The 15,859-nt window shown below is 57.7% G+C and carries 16 protein-coding genes; 13 read left to right on the top strand and 3 right to left on the bottom strand.

Translation table 11 applies throughout. The features are described 5' to 3' along the window. Positions 1 to 1,037 (bottom strand): aminopeptidase (locus tag QRD42_RS00600; protein ID WP_321987961.1); only part of this gene is annotated, 1,037 nt, incomplete at its 3' end. A 238-nt stretch (positions 1,038 to 1,275) separates the two neighbouring features. Between QRD42_RS00600 and cysG the strand changes: the two genes are divergently transcribed. The 13 genes from cysG (at position 1,276) to rpoS (ending at position 12,483) form a co-directional block, all read left to right on the top strand. After that, complete coding sequence (gene cysG, locus QRD42_RS00595; protein ID WP_321987960.1) at positions 1,276 to 2,691, top strand: siroheme synthase CysG; 1,416 nt, start codon at positions 1,276 to 1,278, stop codon at positions 2,689 to 2,691. Between the two features lie 9 nt (positions 2,692 to 2,700). Then, positions 2,701 to 3,609 (top strand): sulfate adenylyltransferase subunit CysD, encoded by a 909-nt coding sequence (gene cysD, locus QRD42_RS00590; RefSeq protein ID WP_072569973.1) that lies wholly within the window; start codon positions 2,701 to 2,703, stop codon positions 3,607 to 3,609. A gap of 9 nt (positions 3,610 to 3,618) precedes the next feature. Beyond that, positions 3,619 to 5,046, top strand: coding sequence for a sulfate adenylyltransferase subunit CysN (cysN, locus tag QRD42_RS00585; protein ID WP_321987959.1), 1,428 nt, complete (start codon positions 3,619 to 3,621; stop codon positions 5,044 to 5,046). Further along, positions 5,046 to 5,651: an adenylyl-sulfate kinase gene (gene cysC, locus QRD42_RS00580; RefSeq protein ID WP_321987958.1), complete on the top strand. Its 606-nt coding sequence runs from the start codon at positions 5,046 to 5,048 to the stop codon at positions 5,649 to 5,651. Before cysN ends, cysC begins: the two co-directional genes overlap by 1 nt. Before the next feature lie 48 nt (positions 5,652 to 5,699). Next, positions 5,700 to 6,020, top strand: coding sequence for a DUF3561 family protein (locus QRD42_RS00575; protein WP_072569976.1), 321 nt, complete (start codon positions 5,700 to 5,702; stop codon positions 6,018 to 6,020). Positions 6,021 to 6,190: 170 nt separating this feature from the next. Continuing rightward, positions 6,191 to 6,502, top strand: a complete 312-nt coding sequence (gene ftsB, locus QRD42_RS00570) for a cell division protein FtsB (protein WP_072569977.1) — start codon at positions 6,191 to 6,193, stop codon at positions 6,500 to 6,502. 20 nt (positions 6,503 to 6,522) lie between these two features. Then, a complete protein-coding gene (gene ispD, locus QRD42_RS00565; RefSeq protein ID WP_321987957.1) occupies positions 6,523 to 7,233 on the top strand; it encodes a 2-C-methyl-D-erythritol 4-phosphate cytidylyltransferase in 711 nt (236 codons plus the stop codon). Then, positions 7,233 to 7,712 (top strand): 2-C-methyl-D-erythritol 2,4-cyclodiphosphate synthase, encoded by a 480-nt coding sequence (gene ispF / locus QRD42_RS00560; protein ID WP_072569979.1) that lies wholly within the window; start codon positions 7,233 to 7,235, stop codon positions 7,710 to 7,712. Before ispD ends, ispF begins: the two co-directional genes overlap by 1 nt. Beyond that, positions 7,709 to 8,758 (top strand): tRNA pseudouridine(13) synthase TruD, encoded by a 1,050-nt coding sequence (gene truD, locus QRD42_RS00555; protein WP_321987956.1) that lies wholly within the window; start codon positions 7,709 to 7,711, stop codon positions 8,756 to 8,758. The genes ispF and truD overlap by 4 nt, the downstream gene beginning before the upstream one ends. Next, positions 8,739 to 9,500 (top strand): 5'/3'-nucleotidase SurE, encoded by a 762-nt coding sequence (surE, locus tag QRD42_RS00550; RefSeq protein WP_318376430.1) that lies wholly within the window; start codon positions 8,739 to 8,741, stop codon positions 9,498 to 9,500. Before truD ends, surE begins: the two co-directional genes overlap by 20 nt. Next, positions 9,494 to 10,120 (top strand): protein-L-isoaspartate(D-aspartate) O-methyltransferase, encoded by a 627-nt coding sequence (locus tag QRD42_RS00545; RefSeq protein ID WP_072569982.1) that lies wholly within the window; start codon positions 9,494 to 9,496, stop codon positions 10,118 to 10,120. The genes surE and QRD42_RS00545 overlap by 7 nt, the downstream gene beginning before the upstream one ends. Positions 10,121 to 10,236: 116 nt before the next feature. Beyond that, the gene (gene nlpD, locus QRD42_RS00540) at positions 10,237 to 11,367 is read left to right on the top strand and encodes a murein hydrolase activator NlpD (protein ID WP_072569983.1); all 1,131 of its coding nucleotides are present in this window, start codon (positions 10,237 to 10,239) and stop codon (positions 11,365 to 11,367) included. Positions 11,368 to 11,490: 123 nt separating this feature from the next. Further along, the gene (gene rpoS / locus QRD42_RS00535) at positions 11,491 to 12,483 is read left to right on the top strand and encodes an RNA polymerase sigma factor RpoS (protein WP_072569984.1); all 993 of its coding nucleotides are present in this window, start codon (positions 11,491 to 11,493) and stop codon (positions 12,481 to 12,483) included. Between the two features lie 81 nt (positions 12,484 to 12,564). On the opposite strand, the gene QRD42_RS00530 is transcribed toward rpoS, so the two are convergent. Further along, complete coding sequence (locus QRD42_RS00530) at positions 12,565 to 12,993, bottom strand: OsmC family protein (RefSeq protein ID WP_072569985.1); 429 nt, start codon at positions 12,991 to 12,993, stop codon at positions 12,565 to 12,567. Between the two features lie 148 nt (positions 12,994 to 13,141). Next, positions 13,142 to 15,703 (bottom strand): DNA mismatch repair protein MutS, encoded by a 2,562-nt coding sequence (gene mutS, locus QRD42_RS00525; protein WP_321987955.1) that lies wholly within the window; start codon positions 15,701 to 15,703, stop codon positions 13,142 to 13,144. Positions 15,704 to 15,859 lie beyond the last annotated feature (156 nt).

The following is a 15,859-nucleotide window of genomic DNA, read 5'->3' as shown; positions in this document are numbered from 1 at the left end:
GTTTTCGCCCGTGCCAGTTCCTTCACCAGCGGCAGCATGATGCGCATTACGTCGCGGCTGCGGCGTTCGATGCGGCCTGGCAGGGCGCTGTCGATGTGCTGCTGGTTATCCAGACGCACATCGTGCCAGCTGGTGCCGTCCGGGAATGAACGGGTTTTGGCGCGCTGCTGGTTACCGTCTTTATTGCCCAGCGACCAGTTTGTCGCTTCCACCGACAGCACCGGAATTTTTGCTTTATCAAACACCTCAACATCGTGGCAGCACGACGTGCCTTTCGGGTATTGCGGATTCAGGCCAGGATTGGTGGCGGCGGCGATGCCGCGACTGCGGGCAATGGCCAGCGCGCGGTCGCGGGTCAGCTTGCGTACCGAGGCGGGGGTATTTTTGCCGCTGTTGAAATAGAGCTTATCGCCGACGATCAGATTATCGAGATTGATCACCAGCAGGGTGTTTTTCTTCTCAGCCTCGCTCATGCGGTTCAGAAAGTTTTCCGCGCCGAGCTGACCTTCCTCTTCGCCGCTGGTGGCGACAAAACGGATGCTGTACTGCGTCGGAACATCTTTCAGCGCGTCGGCCAGTTCCAGCATCACGCCAACGCCGGCAGCGTTATCGTCAAGCCCCTGTAAGGTCAGGCCGCCGAGATTGTTATCAATATCCGCATCGCTGCGCGGCGCGTAGGTGTCGAGGTGCGCCATGATAATAATCTGCTCCGGCTGCTTGCCCTCATGCGCGGCGATCACCGTGCTGCCGGTAATGTTGTGCCAGTTACGCTGATTGGTTTTCGAGGTATAGATAAAGCGGCTGGTGAACTTGCGGATATCGCTCTGGTAACCCATCTGCGCAAACTGCTGTCGCACATAATCCGCCGAAAGCATCTCTGCCGGCGTGCCGGTCATACGGCCGGGGAAATAGGTTGCAATATAACGTGCCTGATGGCTTGCCATGTCGCCAGGCGGTAGCAACGCCGCCTGAACGGGAAGAGTAAAGCATACGCCGAACGCCAGGGCAGCGGTACGGTGGCGCAATGCGGAAAACATAGTGAGTCCTTAAACATGCCGGAAATTTTTGACCGGCTTAGTATGAAACTGTGATCGGCCTTACACAATTTGAATTGCGCCTAAACGCACGAATTTTCTGGCGTTAAGCACTTTTTGATATTTGCTTTCCCGCGTCGTTATTCCTTTGCGGAACTACTCATTCCAATTCGTAATTTCATTCGCTCACAGCCGCCCCCTATAGTCCCCTTATTCCTGAATGTTAGCGAGCTGTTACCTTGTGGATCACCTGCCCATTTTTGCTGCGGTAAAAAACCGACCCGTACTGGTTATTGGCGGTGGCGAGATCGCCGCCCGCAAAATCGCGTTCTTATTACGCGCGGGGGCGAAGGTGCAGGTTGTCGCCCGTGAACTGGGCGCAGAGGTGCAGCGTCTGGCGGATGAACAGGCACTGGTATGGCTGGCAACCGAGTTCGATGAAACGCAGCTTGATGCTGTGTTTCTGGTTATCGCCGCCACCAGCGACCGCGCGCTTAATCGTCGCGTCTATGACGCCGCCGACGCCCGCCACCGGCTGGTGAACGTGGTGGACGACCAGCCGCTGTGCTCCTTTATTTTCCCGTCAATCGTCGATCGCAGCCCGCTGGTAGTGGCGATCTCCTCCGGCGGTAACGCCCCGGTGCTGGCGCGTCTGCTGCGGGAAAAAATCGAAGCGCTGCTTCCGGCGAATTTAGGCCGCATGGCGGAGGTTGCCGGACAGTGGCGCGAGCGCATCAAAACCTTGCGTAAAACCACAGACGCGCGTCGTCGTTTCTGGGAAGCGGCCTTTCGCGGGCGCTTCGCCAGCCTGATGGCTGCCGGGAACGAACAGGCCGCCGAAGCGGTGCTGGCGGAAGAGCTGGCATCGTCAGGCAGTGCTGGCGGGGAAATTATCCTGGTGGGCGCAGGGCCAGGCGATGCCGGGCTGCTGACGCTGCGCGGTCTGCAGGTTATTCAGCAGGCTGACGTAGTGTTCTATGACCATCTGGTCAGCGATGAGGTGCTGGAGCTGACGCGGCGCGACGCCGACAAAATCTGCGTCGGCAAACGGGCTGGCGGCCATGCGGTGCCGCAGCATGAAACCAATCAGATGCTGATTGATGAAGCGCGGGCGGGCAAAACCGTGGTGCGGCTGAAAGGCGGCGATCCCTTTATTTTTGGGCGCGGCGGCGAAGAGCTTCAGGCTGCTGCCGCTGCGGGCGTGCCTTTCCAGGTGGTGCCCGGAGTGACGGCGGCGTCCGGCGCAACGGCTTACGCAGGCATCCCGCTCACGCACCGTGATTTTGCCCAGAGCGTGACCTTTGTGACCGGGCATTACAAAGCCGACAGCACGCCTTTCGACTGGTCGCAGCTGGCGCAGAGCCGTCAGACGCTGGCGGTGTATATGGGCACCATGAAGGCGGCGGAAATCAGCCAGCAACTTATTTCGCACGGTCGCGATAAAGCGACGCCGGTGGCAGTGATCTCGCGCGGTACGCGCCGCGATCAGTCAGTCAAAACCGGCACATTAGAACAATTAGAGAACCTGGCGCTTAACGCCCCGATGCCAGCGCTGCTGGTGGTGGGCGAAGTGGTGCACTTACGCGATGCGCTCGCCTGGTTTCAACACTCTACAGGCACGGGATCTTTTGATAACTCCGTGGTAAATCTGGCTTAAGGAACGGTTATGGATCAAAAACGACTCACTCACCTGCGACAACTGGAGGCGGAAAGCATCCATATCATTCGCGAGGTGGCGGCAGAATTTGGCAATCCGGTGATGATGTATTCCATCGGCAAAGACTCCAGCGTGATGCTGCATCTGGCGCGCAAAGCGTTTTATCCGGGCACGCTGCCGTTCCCGCTGTTGCATGTGGATACCGGCTGGAAATTCCGCGAAATGTATGAGTTCCGTGACCGCACCGCCAAAGCCTACGGCTGCGAGCTGCTGGTGCATAAAAATCCCGAAGGCGTGGCGATGGGCATTAACCCCTTCGTGCACGGCAGCGGCAAGCACACCGACATCATGAAAACCGAAGGGCTGAAGCAGGCGCTGAACAAATACGGTTTTGATGCGGCCTTCGGCGGCGCGCGCCGTGACGAAGAGAAATCCCGTGCCAAAGAGCGTATTTACTCGTTCCGCGACCGTTTCCACCGCTGGGATCCGAAAAACCAGCGCCCGGAGCTGTGGCATAACTACAACGGCCAGATCAACAAAGGCGAAAGCATTCGCGTGTTCCCGCTCTCCAACTGGACCGAGCTGGATATCTGGCAGTACATCTTCCTCGAAAATATTGAAATCGTACCGCTGTACCTGGCCGCTGAGCGACCGGTGCTGGAGCGTGACGGTATGCTGATGATGATCGATGACGATCGCATCGACCTGCAACCGGGCGAAAAAATTGAGCAGCGCATGGTGCGTTTCCGTACCCTCGGCTGCTGGCCGCTGACCGGCGCGGTGGAATCCGAAGCGCAAACGCTGCCGGAGATCATCGAAGAGATGCTGGTGTCCACCACCAGCGAACGACAGGGACGCGTCATTGACCGCGACCAGGCCGGCTCTATGGAGCTGAAGAAACGCCAGGGTTATTTCTAAGGAGCCGCCATGAATACGACTATTGCACAACAAATTGCCAGCGAAGGTGGCGTGGAAGCCTATCTGCATGCGCAGCAGTACAAAAGCCTGCTGCGTTTTCTGACCTGCGGCAGCGTCGATGACGGCAAAAGTACGCTGATTGGGCGTCTGCTGCACGATACCCGCCAGATTTATGAAGATCAGCTCTCGTCGCTGCATAACGACAGCAAACGTCACGGCACCCAGGGCGAAAAACTGGATCTGGCGCTACTGGTGGATGGTTTACAGGCCGAGCGCGAGCAGGGCATCACCATCGACGTGGCCTACCGCTATTTCTCCACCGAGAAGCGTAAATTTATTATCGCCGACACGCCGGGCCACGAGCAGTACACCCGCAATATGGCGACCGGCGCGTCCACCTGCGACCTGGCGATCCTGCTGATGGACGCCCGTAAAGGCGTGCTGGATCAGACCCGCCGCCACAGCTTTATCTCGACGCTGCTGGGCATCCGTCATCTGGTGGTGGCGGTGAACAAAATGGATCTGGTTGAGTTCAGCGAAGAGAGATTCAATCAGATCCGCGAAGAGTATCTGACCTTCGCCGAACAGCTGCCGGGCAGCCTCGACATCCGCTTTGTGCCGCTGTCGGCGCTGGAAGGCGATAACGTGGCGAGTCAGAGCAGCAATATGCCGTGGTACAGCGGTCCGACGCTGCTGGAGGTGCTGGAAACCGTTGAGATACAGCGCGTGGTGGAGACGCAGCCGATGCGTTTCCCGGTGCAGTATGTGAACCGCCCGAATCTTGATTTCCGTGGCTTCTCCGGCACCATCGCGTCCGGCAGTGTCAACGTCGGCCAGCGCGTCAAAGTGCTGCCGTCAGGCGTCGAATCGACGGTGGCGCGTATCGTTACCTTTGACGGCGATCTGCAACAGGCCGGGGCAGGGGAAGCGGTCACCCTGGTGCTGAAGGACGAAATCGACATCAGCCGCGGCGATTTACTGCTGGATGCGCAGGACGGGCTGAAAGCGGTGCAGAGCGCGTCGGTGGACGTGGTATGGATGGCGGAGCAGCCGCTGACGCCGGGCCAGAGTTACGACATCAAAGTCGCCGGTAAGAAAACCCGCGCCCGCGTCGATGGCATTCAGTATCAGGTGAACATCAACACCCTCGAACATAATCAGGCTGAAAACCTGCCGCTGAACGGCATCGGGCTGGTGGATCTGACCTTTGACGAACCGCTGGTGCTGGATAAGTATCAGGAAAACCCGGTGACCGGCGGCATGATCCTGATCGATCGTTTGAGCAATGTCACCGTGGGCGCAGGTATGGTGCGGGAGCCGAACGCGCAGGCAAGCCATGCGCCATCGGAATTCAGCGCTTTTGAACTGGAACTGAACGCGCTGGTGCGTAAACACTTCCCGCACTGGGGCGCGCGTGATTTGCTGGGAGGCAAATAATGGCGCAGCACGATGAAAACGTCGTCTGGCATCCGCATCCGGTGACCGCCGGGCAACGCGAACAACTCCACGGTCATCGTGGGGTTGTGCTGTGGTTTACCGGGCTGTCTGGCTCGGGGAAATCCACCGTTGCCGGGGCGCTGGAAGAGGCGCTGCACGGGCTTGGCGTCAGCACCTATTTGCTTGATGGCGATAACGTACGCCACGGGCTGTGCAGCGATCTGGGTTTCAGTGATGATGACCGCAAAGAGAACATCCGTCGCGTCGGGGAAGTGGCGCGTCTGATGGTCGATGCCGGGCTGGTGGTATTGACGGCGTTTATCTCTCCGCACCGCGCCGAACGTGAAATGGTGCGAGAACGCGTCGGGGAAGGGCGCTTTATTGAGGTGTTCGTCGACACGCCGCTGGCCATCTGCGAAGCGCGCGATCCCAAAGGGCTGTACAAAAAAGCCCGTGTTGGGGAGCTGCGTCACTTTACCGGTATCGATTCGGTCTACGAAGCGCCTGAAACGCCGGATGTGCATCTTGATGGTGAACAATTGGTAACAAATTTAGTGGGTCAATTATTAGACCTGCTGAGACAGAACGATATTATCAGATCCTGAGACATGTCCGATTTTGCTATCACGGACAGTCAGGTCACAGGATCCAATATGCGCAATAGCCAGAACATTTATCTGTCACGGTCTGAGACCGCTGCCCGCGAGGAAACCACCTGGTCATTTCCGGGGGCAATCGTTGGCTTTGTGTCGTGGTTGTTGGCGCTCGGCATACCCTTTCTGCTCTATGGCCCGAATACACTGTTCTTTTTTCTGTATACCTGGCCTTTCTTTCTGGCACTGATGCCCGTCGCCGTGGTGGTGGGCATCGCCATGCACTCATTGCTGGACGGCAGGCTGCTTTACAGCAGCGTGGCGACGGTAATTATCGTGGTCACCATGTTCGGCGCGTTATTTATGTGGCTGATGGGCTAAGCCGTTCCATACTTCAAAGCGTAACGCTCGTTAAGGCAATGTGTCAGGAATGCGTACCTGTGCGCCCGCCCGTAAATAGTGCTACATTTGGCCGCGATGACGCGGTATCGGCTTAGTGTGGAGTCTGCGCGCAAGTTATGGGATGATGATGCCGATTTTCAGGGGGCACGATGGGTAAATTAACGCTGCTGTTGCTGGCACTGCTGGTCTGGCTACAGTATTCACTGTGGTTCGGCAAAAACGGCCTGCATGACTTCAGCCGTGTCAACGACGATGTGGCCGCGCAGCAGATAACAAACGCCAAACTTAAAGCGCGCAACGATCAGCTTTTCGCCGAAATTGACGATCTCAATGGCGGCCAGGAAGCGATTGAAGAGCGCGCACGTAACGAACTCAGTATGACCAGACCAGGCGAAACCTTTTACCGTCTGGTACCGGATGCGTCTAAACGCACGCCAGGGTCACTGCAAAATAATCGATAAGCGAAGCCCGGGTTTACGACATGGCAGCAATAATTCCGGACGTTTGTGCCGTGGTGCCGGCCGCCGGATTTGGCCGCCGCATGCAAACGGAATGTCCTAAGCAGTATCTCTCAGTTGGCAATAAAACGATCCTCGAACACGCGGTGGCGGCGCTGCTGGCGCATCCGCGCGTGGCAAGAGTGATCATCGCCATCAGCCCCGGCGACGCGCGCTTTGCGCAGCTGCCGCTGGCGGATCATCCGCAGGTCACCGTCGTTGACGGCGGGGCCGAGCGGGCAGACTCCGTGCTGGCGGGGCTTCAGGCCGCAGGGGATGCGCCCTGGGTGCTGGTGCACGACGCGGCGCGTCCCTGTCTGCATCAGGACGATCTCGCCCGCCTGCTGGCGCTCAGCGACACCAGCCGCGTCGGCGGTATTCTTGCCGCCCCGGTACGCGACACCATGAAGCGCGGCGAGCCAGGCATCGCCGCCGTGGCGCATACCGTGGATCGTAACGATCTCTGGCATGCGCTGACGCCGCAATTCTTCCCGCGTGAACTCCTCCACGACTGCCTGCAACGCGCCTTACATGACGGCGCGACCATCACCGACGAAGCCTCGGCGCTGGAGCATTGCGGCTATCACCCGGTGCTGGTCAGCGGCCGCGCGGATAACATCAAAGTCACGCGACCGGAAGATCTGGCGCTGGCAGAATTTTACCTCACCCGAATGACCGGAAAGGAGATGGCATAATGCGTATTGGACACGGTTTTGACGTACACGCCTTTGGCGGCGAAGGCCCGATTATTATTGGCGGCGTGCGCATTCCTTTCGAAAAAGGTCTGCTGGCCCACTCCGATGGCGACGTGGCGCTGCATGCGCTGACGGATGCGCTGCTGGGAGCGGCGGCCCTTGGCGACATTGGCAAGCTGTTCCCGGATACCGATCCGGCGTTTAAAGGCGCCGACAGCCGCGAGCTGCTGCGCGAAGCCTGGCGTCGTATTCAGGCGAAAGGCTTTACGCTCGGCAACGTCGACGTGACCATTATCGCCCAGGCGCCAAAAATGCTGCCGCATATCCCGCAGATGCGCGTGTTTATCGCCGAAGATCTTGGCTGCCATATGGATGATGTGAACGTTAAAGCCACCACCACGGAAAAGCTTGGCTTTACCGGCCGTGGCGAAGGTATCGCCTGTGAAGCGGTGGCGCTGTTAGTCAGGGCGGCAAAATGATTGCGTTCGACGACCTGACGTTTCTGCATGGCAAACCCCAGGCCTCCGGCGCGCTGAAAGTCAGCCCGGAAGATTTTGTGGTGGTGGAAGATTTAGGTTTTGAACCTGATGGTGAAGGCGAGCACATTCTGGTGCGCATTCAGAAAACCGGCTGCAATACCCGCGCGGTGGCCGACGATCTGGCGAAATTCCTGAAAATTCCCGCCCGCGAAGTGAGCTTTGCCGGACAAAAAGATAAGCACGCGGTGACGGAACAGTGGCTGTGCGCCCGCGTGCCGGGCAACGGTATGCCGGACATTTCCGCCTTCCTGCCGGAAGGATGCCGGGTGCTGGAATATGCCCGCCACAAGCGTAAGCTGCGCTTAGGCGCGCTGCGCGGCAACCAGTTCAGGCTGGTGCTGCGCGACATCAGCGATCGGGCGGAGGTGGAAACGCGCCTGCAAGCCATCGCGCAGCAGGGCGTGCCGAACTATTTCGGCGCGCAGCGCTTTGGTCTGGGCGGCAGCAACCTGCACGGCGCGTTGCGCTGGGCGCAAAGCAATGCGGCGGTGCGCGATCGCAATAAACGCAGTTTTATGTTGTCGGCGGCCCGCAGCGCGTTGTTTAATCAGATTGTCAGCGAGCGGCTGAAAAAAACAGACTTTAATCAAGTTGTTGACGGCGATGCGCTACAATTAGCCGGGCGCGGAAGCTGGTTTGTCGCCACCCCTGAAGAACGCGAAGATTTACAGGCCCGCGTGGATCAACGCGAGTTGATGATTACGGCTGCCCTGCCGGGAAGCGGTGACTGGGGAACGCAGCGTGAAGCGCTGGCGTTTGAGCAGGCGGCGATTGCCGATGCCCCCGAATTACAATCCTTGCTGTTGCGTGAAAAGGTTGAGGCGGCGCGGCGCGCCATGCTGCTCAACGTGCAGCAGTTAAGCTGGAACTGGTGGGATGACGTGACCGTCGAGTTACGTTTCTGGCTACCGGCAGGTAGTTTTGCCACCAGTGTGGTAAGGGAACTTATCAACACATCGGGTGATTATGCGAATATTGCTGAGTAACGATGACGGGATCCATGCGCCAGGCATTCAGGCGCTGGCGAAGGCCTTGCGGGAATTTGCCGACGTACAGGTCGTCGCGCCCGATCGTAACCGCAGTGGCGCGTCCAATTCGCTGACCCTCGAATCTTCATTACGCACCTTCACCCATGAAAATGGCGACATCGCCGTGCAGATGGGTACGCCTACCGACTGTGTCTATCTGGGGGTCAATGCCCTCATGCGCCCCCGTCCGGATGTTGTCGTCTCCGGTATTAACGCCGGGGCTAACCTGGGCGACGATGTGATCTATTCCGGTACCGTCGCGGCGGCTATGGAAGGGCGACATCTCGGCTTTCCGGCGCTGGCGGTGTCGCTTAATGGTTATAAGCATTACGACACGGCCGCGGCGGTGACCTGTTCGATCCTGCGGGCATTAAACCGGGAGCCGCTGCGCACCGGACGTATTCTGAATATCAATGTCCCGGATCTGCCGCTTGCTGAAATCAAAGGCATTCGCGTCACGCGCTGCGGTACCCGTCATCCGGCGGATAAAGTGATCCCGCAGGAAGATCCGCGCGGCAATATGCTCTACTGGATCGGCCCGCCAGGGGAGAAACACGACGCCGGGCCGGACACCGATTTTGCCGCTGTCGATGAAGGCTATGTGTCGGTCACGCCGCTGCATGTCGATCTCACCGCTTACAGCGCGCAGGAAGTGGTGAGCGGATGGCTTGAGCGCGCCGGGGTGAATACGCAATGGTAACAAAACGCATACAGGCGCTGCTGGAACAGTTACGCCAGCAGGGGATCCGTAGCGAGCCGGTGCTTGACGCGCTGGCGCAGGTGCCGCGTGAAAAATTCATTGATGAGGCGTTTGAACACAAAGCATGGGAAAACGTCGCCCTGCCTATCGGCCAGGGGCAGACCATTTCGCAGCCTTATATGGTGGCGCGCATGACCGAGCTGCTGGAACTGACGCCGGAGTCGAGGGTGCTGGAAATTGGCACAGGTTCAGGCTATCAGACGGCGATCCTCGCCCATCTGGTGCACCATGTTTGTTCCGTCGAACGTATTAAAGGCCTGCAATGGCAGGCCCGTCGTCGTCTTAAGCAGCTGGATCTACATAATGTTTCCACCCGTCACGGCGATGGCTGGGAAGGGTGGCAGGCACGTGCGCCCTTCGACGCCATTATTGTGACGGCTGCACCGCCGGAAATCCCTGTGGCGCTGATGTCGCAGCTGGATGAGGGCGGCATTCTCGTTTTACCTGTGGGGGACGAACACCAGCAACTTAAACGGGTTCGTCGACGGGGAAGCGAATTTATCATCGATACCGTGGAAGCCGTACGCTTTGTTCCGCTTGTGAAAGGGGAACTGGCCTGATTCCTGGAATTGTCTGAGGGATTTCAGCGCATATCCGCGTAGGGTGTAGCTCATTTGCGAATGACCGCCACAGTCATCATTAAGTCACTGACAGTTAACACATTCCTGGAGGATAAATGAGCACGGGAAGCCCAAAATTTACCGTAAGTCGCCTCGCGGCATTATCACTGGTTTCGCTCTGGCTTGCAGGATGCTCAAGCTCGGATAACGCGCCAGCGCCGGTCAGCTCCGTCGGCGGCAACAGCGCTTCCAGTTCAGGTTCCGGAATGTTAATTACGCCGCCGCCCAAAATGGGCGCGTCTGCGCAACAAACGCCGCAAATTCAACCCGTGCAGACGCCAGCTATTCAGCCGATGCCTGCGCAATCCCAGACCCAGCCAATGGCAGAACAGCCGGTTCAGACCGAAAACGGTCGTATTGTGTACAACCGTAAGTATGGGAACATTCCGAAAGGTAGCTATACCGGCGGCAGCACTTATACGGTCAAAAAAGGTGACACGCTGTTTTATATCGCCTGGATCACCGGGAACGATTTCAGGGATCTGGCCCAGCGAAACAACGTTGCCGCCCCGTATGGCCTGAATGTCGGGCAGGTTCTGCAGGTCGGTAATGCATCGGGTACGCCGATAACGGGCGGAAATGCTATCACTCAGGCTGATGCTTCTGCGCAGGGAATCGTCACTCCGCCTGCACAAAATTCAACCGTGGTGGTTGCGCCGAAACCGACAATTACGTATTCTGAGGACTCAGGTGAACAAAGTGATAACAAGATGTTGCCAAACAACAAGCCTGCGACTACCGTCACAGCGCCTGTAACCGTGCCATCTGCTACCACTACCGAACCGACCGCCAGCAGTGCATCTACCAGCGCCCCTATATCGACCTGGCGCTGGCCGACTGAAGGCAAAGTTATCGACAACTTCTCTGCCACCGAGGGTGGTAATAAAGGGGTTGATATCGCTGGCAGTAAAGGGCAGGCTATTATCGCGACCGCTGACGGACGCGTGGTATATGCCGGCAACGCACTGCGCGGTTACGGTAATTTAATCATCATTAAACATAACGATGATTACCTGAGTGCCTACGCCCATAACGATACAATGCTGGTCCGGGAACAACAAGAAATCAGGGCGGGGCAGAAGATAGCTACCATGGGTAGCACCGGAACCAGTTCAACACGCTTACATTTTGAAATTCGTTACAAGGGGAAATCCGTCAACCCGCTGCGTTATTTGCCGCAGCGATAATTTGGCAGAGTCATTGGCTCACTCTTGTTTCGTCCCTGCAGCGCGCTTAATCGCCGTTGCAGGGTAAAAAAACAAACAGTGAAGTTAATGCTTTGTCCAGGGATCACGGGTAGGAGCCACCTTATGAGTCAGAATACGCTGAAAGTTCATGATTTAAATGAAGACGCGGAATTTGATGAGAACGGAGTTGAGGTTTTCGACGAGAAAGCCTTAAATGAAGAGGAACCCAGTGATAACGACCTGGCAGAAGAGGAACTGTTATCGCAGGGCGCCACGCAACGTGTGCTGGACGCGACTCAGTTATACCTTGGAGAAATTGGTTACTCTCCGCTGTTAACTGCTGAAGAAGAAGTTTATTTCGCACGACGCGCACTGCGTGGGGATATTTCCTCCCGCCGTCGGATGATTGAAAGTAACCTGCGTCTGGTGGTGAAAATCGCCCGTCGCTACAGCAATCGTGGACTGGCGCTGCTGGATCTGATTGAAGAGGGTAACCTCGGCCTGATCCGCGCGGTAGAGAAATTTGACCCTGAACGTGGGTTCCGTTTCTCCACTTATGCCACCTGGTGGATCCGTCAGACCATCGAACGGGCGATCATGAATCAAACCCGTACGATTCGACTGCCAATCCACATTGTTAAAGAGTTAAATGTCTATCTGCGTACCGCTCGCGAGTTGTCCCATAAGCTGGACCACGAACCGAGTGCAGAAGAAATTGCAGAACAGCTCGATAAACCTGTTGATGATGTCAGCCGTATGCTGCGTCTCAACGAGCGCATTACCTCGGTAGACACCCCGCTGGGTGGCGATTCCGAAAAAGCGCTGCTGGACATCCTGGCCGATGAAAAAGAAAACGGTCCGGAAGACACCACGCAGGACGATGACATGAAACAAAGCATCGTCAAATGGCTGTTCGAACTGAACGCCAAACAGCGTGAAGTGCTGGCGCGTCGTTTCGGTCTGCTGGGTTATGAAGCCGCCACGCTGGAAGATGTTGGCCGTGAAATTGGACTGACGCGTGAACGTGTCCGCCAGATTCAGGTAGAAGGTCTGCGTCGTCTGCGTGAAATCCTGCAGGCGCAGGGGCTGAACATCGAAGCACTGTTCCGCGAATAATCGATTCTGTACAAAAAAGGCCAGTCACATGACTGGCCTTTTTCTTTGCCCGCTCCTGAGCAAGCGGGCGGAGCACACGCCTTAGTTCAGCGTATAATCCAGTGTGATTTCAGCGTTGAACAGCTGAGATACCGGGCATCCGGCTTTCGCTTTCTGGATGATCGGATCAAACTGATCTTTCTCGATCCCCGGCAGTTTCACCGTGCTGTTAAGCGCAATTTTGGTGATTTTAAAGCCGCCATCCACCTGATCCAGCGACACATCCGCCGTGGTATCGATGCTTTCCGGCGTAAAGCCCGCTTCGCCCAGCATTAGCGACAGCGCCATTGAGAAACAGCCTGCGTGGGCCGCGCCAATCAGCTCTTCCGGGTTAGTCCCGGCGGCGCCTTCAAAACGAGTATTAAAACCGTAAGGCTGCTGCTTCAGCGCGCCGCTTTCGGTGGAGATGGTACCTTTACCGCGCTTAATATCGCCTTCCCAGTGTGCCTGCCCTTTCTTATGAATGGTCATGTATTTACCCCATTTTGTTGCTGAATGAAGTAACAAGTATAGAAGCTCAGCCAGGGCTTGCCCGGCAACTCGGAATACTACGAAGATATGCAGGCACAACAGGGGGAGGTTGTAGGCCCGGCAAGCCTGCGCCGCCGGGCGGAGGGGGTCAGACCAGACTCTTCAGACGATAGATCCACTCCAGCGCCTGACGCGGTGTCAGCGTATCCGGATCCAGCGCCTCCAGCGCTTCCACCGCCGGGCTGGTTTCTTCCGCAGGCATCAGCAGCGACATCTGCGTACCGTCCACCTGGGTGGCTGCCGCGTTCGGGGTAATGCTCTCCAGCTCGCGCAGCTTCTGGCGCGCGCGCTTGATCACCTCTTTCGGCACGCCCGCCAGCGCCGCTACCGCAAGACCATAGCTTTTACTGGCCGCGCCGTCCTGTACGCTGTGCATAAAGGCGATGGTGTCGCCGTGCTCCAGCGCATCCAGATGCACATTCGCCACGCCTTCCATTTTTTCCGGCAGCTGCGTCAGCTCGAAATAATGGGTGGCGAAGAGGGTCAGCGCCTTAATGCGGTTCGCCAGATTTTCCGCACAGGCCCAGGCGAGGGACAGACCGTCATAGGTCGACGTGCCGCGGCCGATCTCATCCATCAGCACCAGGCTGTTCTCGGTGGCGTTATGCAGAATATTGGCGGTTTCAGTCATCTCCACCATAAAGGTCGACCGACCGGAGGCCAGATCGTCCGCCGCGCCCACGCGGGTAAAGATACGGTCGATGGGACCAATCTCCACTTTTTGCGCCGGGACGTAGCTGCCGATATAGGCCAGCAGGGCGATCAGCGCCGTCTGGCGCATATAGGTGCTTTTACCGCCCATATTCGGGCCGGTGATGATCAGCATCCGGCGCTGCGGTGACAGCGACAGCGGGTTGGCGATGAATGGCTCGTTCAGCACCTGCTCGACCACCGGATGACGTCCCTCGACGATGCGGATCCCCGGTTTATCGCTGAAGGTCGGACAGCTGTAATTGAGCGTGTCAGCGCGCTCGGCAAGGTTCACCAGCACGTCGAGTTCTGCCAGCGCGGTGGCGCTCTGTTGCAGATCCCCCAGATGCGGCATCAGCAGATCGAACAGCTCTTCATACAGCTGTTTTTCCAGCGCCAGCGCTTTGCCTTTTGAGGTCAGCACCTTGTCTTCATATTCCTTCAGTTCTGGAATGATGTAGCGTTCGGCGTTCTTTAACGTCTGACGGCGTAAGTAATGAATGGGCGCAAGATGGCTCTGGCCGCGGCTGATCTGAATGAAGTAGCCGTGCACGCCGTTATAGCCCACCTTCAGCGTATCTAGCCCGAGTTTTTCACGCTCGCGAATTTCGAGTTTATCCAGATAATCGGTCGCGCCATCCGCCAGCCCGCGCCACTCGTCCAGTTCGGCGTTATAGCCTGGCGCGATCACGCCACCGTCGCGCACCAGCACCGGCGGCGCATCAATAATTGCCCGCTCCAGCAGTTCACGCAGCTCGCTGAACTCGCCCATTTTTTCACGCAGCTGCTGTACCGGCTTGCAGTCGACGTCCGCCAGTTGCTCGCGCAGGATCGGCAACTGCTGGAAGGCGTGACGCATACGCGCCAGATCGCGCGGGCGGGCAGTGCGCAGCGCCAGACGCGCAAGAATACGCTCCAGATCGCCAACCTGACGCAGCACTGGCTGCAACTCAGCGGTCAGCTCCTGTAACGCGCCAATGGTCTGCTGACGTTCTGTCAGCACTGCGGTATCACGCACCGGCATATGCAGCCAGCGCTTGAGCATACGGCTGCCCATCGGCGTGACGGTGCAGTCCAGCACCGACGCCAGCGTATTTTCAAAGCCGCCGGCCAGGTTCTGGGTGATCTCCAGATTGCGGCGCGTGGCGGCATCCATAATGATGCTGTCCTGCTGGCGATCCATGGTGATGGAGCGGATATGCGGCAGCGAGGTGCGCTGGGTATCTTTGACATACTGCAACAGGCAGCCCGCTGCACAGAGGCCGCGCGGCGCGTTTTCCACGCCAAAACCCACCAGATCGCGGGTGCCGAACTGTAAATTCAGCTGCTGGCGGGCGGTGTCGATTTCAAATTCCCATAGCGGACGGCGGCGCAGACCGCGGCGGCCTTCAATCAGCGAGGTCTCCGCAAAGTCTTCGGCGTAGAGCAGCTCCGCCGGATTGGTGCGCTGCAGCTCTGCCGCCATGGTCTCCCGGTCTGCCGGTTCACTGATGCGAAAACGGCCGGAACTGATGTCCAGCGTGGCGTAACCGTAGCCTTTGTTGTCCTGCCAGATGGCGGCGAGCAGATTATCCTGACGCTCCTGCAACAGGGCTTCGTCGCTGATGGTGCCCGGCGTGACGATGCGCACCACTTTGCGCTCCACCGGGCCCTTGCTGGTGGCCGGATCGCCGATCTGTTCGCAAATCGCCACCGATTCGCCAAGGCTGACCAGCTTCGATAAATAGTTTTCCACCGCGTGATGAGGAATGCCCGCCATCGGGATTGGCTCGCCTGCCGATGCGCCGCGTTTGGTAAGCGAAATATCCATCAGCTGTGACGCGCGTTTGGCATCGTCATAAAACAGCTCATAGAAGTCGCCCATACGGTAAAACAGCAAAATATCCGGATGCTGCGCCTTGAGCTTCAGGTACTGCTGCATCATTGGGGTGTGGGCGTCGAAATTCTCTGATGTACTCATTGGCGTATGATGTCCATGTTCTTAACTTTTAATGAATGAGTGAGTTTTTTATTTTTTTACGTCTCACCGCAACCTGTTCGGTTTATAAGGCATAGCGAGCATGATAACGGAGTCTGTAGGGCAGGAAAACAACAGGGGAAGGCTTTACCCGTTTAA

This window comes from Enterobacter sp. PGRG2, assembly GCF_030291195.1.
GTDB lineage: Bacteria > Pseudomonadota > Gammaproteobacteria > Enterobacterales > Enterobacteriaceae > Enterobacter_D.
The sequence above is the reverse complement of the archived record's forward strand: the minus strand, read 5'-3'. Positions and strand labels throughout refer to the sequence as shown.

Excerpts from the sequence above, each read along its gene's own strand:
- cysD (WP_072569973.1), top strand. The coding sequence starts at position 2,701 with ATGGATCAAAAACGACTCACTCACCTGCGACAACTGGAGGCGGAAAGC.
- cysN (WP_321987959.1), top strand. The coding sequence starts at position 3,619 with ATGAATACGACTATTGCACAACAAATTGCCAGCGAAGGTGGCGTGGAA.
- cysC (WP_321987958.1), top strand. The coding sequence starts at position 5,046 with ATGGCGCAGCACGATGAAAACGTCGTCTGGCATCCGCATCCGGTGACC.
- QRD42_RS00575 (WP_072569976.1), top strand. The coding sequence starts at position 5,700 with ATGCGCAATAGCCAGAACATTTATCTGTCACGGTCTGAGACCGCTGCC.
- ftsB (WP_072569977.1), top strand. The coding sequence starts at position 6,191 with ATGGGTAAATTAACGCTGCTGTTGCTGGCACTGCTGGTCTGGCTACAG.
- ispD (WP_321987957.1), top strand. The coding sequence starts at position 6,523 with ATGGCAGCAATAATTCCGGACGTTTGTGCCGTGGTGCCGGCCGCCGGA.
- ispF (WP_072569979.1), top strand. The coding sequence starts at position 7,233 with ATGCGTATTGGACACGGTTTTGACGTACACGCCTTTGGCGGCGAAGGC.
- truD (WP_321987956.1), top strand. The coding sequence starts at position 7,709 with ATGATTGCGTTCGACGACCTGACGTTTCTGCATGGCAAACCCCAGGCC.
- surE (WP_318376430.1), top strand. The coding sequence starts at position 8,739 with ATGCGAATATTGCTGAGTAACGATGACGGGATCCATGCGCCAGGCATT.
- QRD42_RS00545 (WP_072569982.1), top strand. The coding sequence starts at position 9,494 with ATGGTAACAAAACGCATACAGGCGCTGCTGGAACAGTTACGCCAGCAG.
- nlpD (WP_072569983.1), top strand. The coding sequence starts at position 10,237 with ATGAGCACGGGAAGCCCAAAATTTACCGTAAGTCGCCTCGCGGCATTA.
- rpoS (WP_072569984.1), top strand. The coding sequence starts at position 11,491 with ATGAGTCAGAATACGCTGAAAGTTCATGATTTAAATGAAGACGCGGAA.
- QRD42_RS00530 (WP_072569985.1), bottom strand. The coding sequence starts at position 12,993 with ATGACCATTCATAAGAAAGGGCAGGCACACTGGGAAGGCGATATTAAG.
- mutS (WP_321987955.1), bottom strand. The coding sequence starts at position 15,703 with ATGAGTACATCAGAGAATTTCGACGCCCACACCCCAATGATGCAGCAG.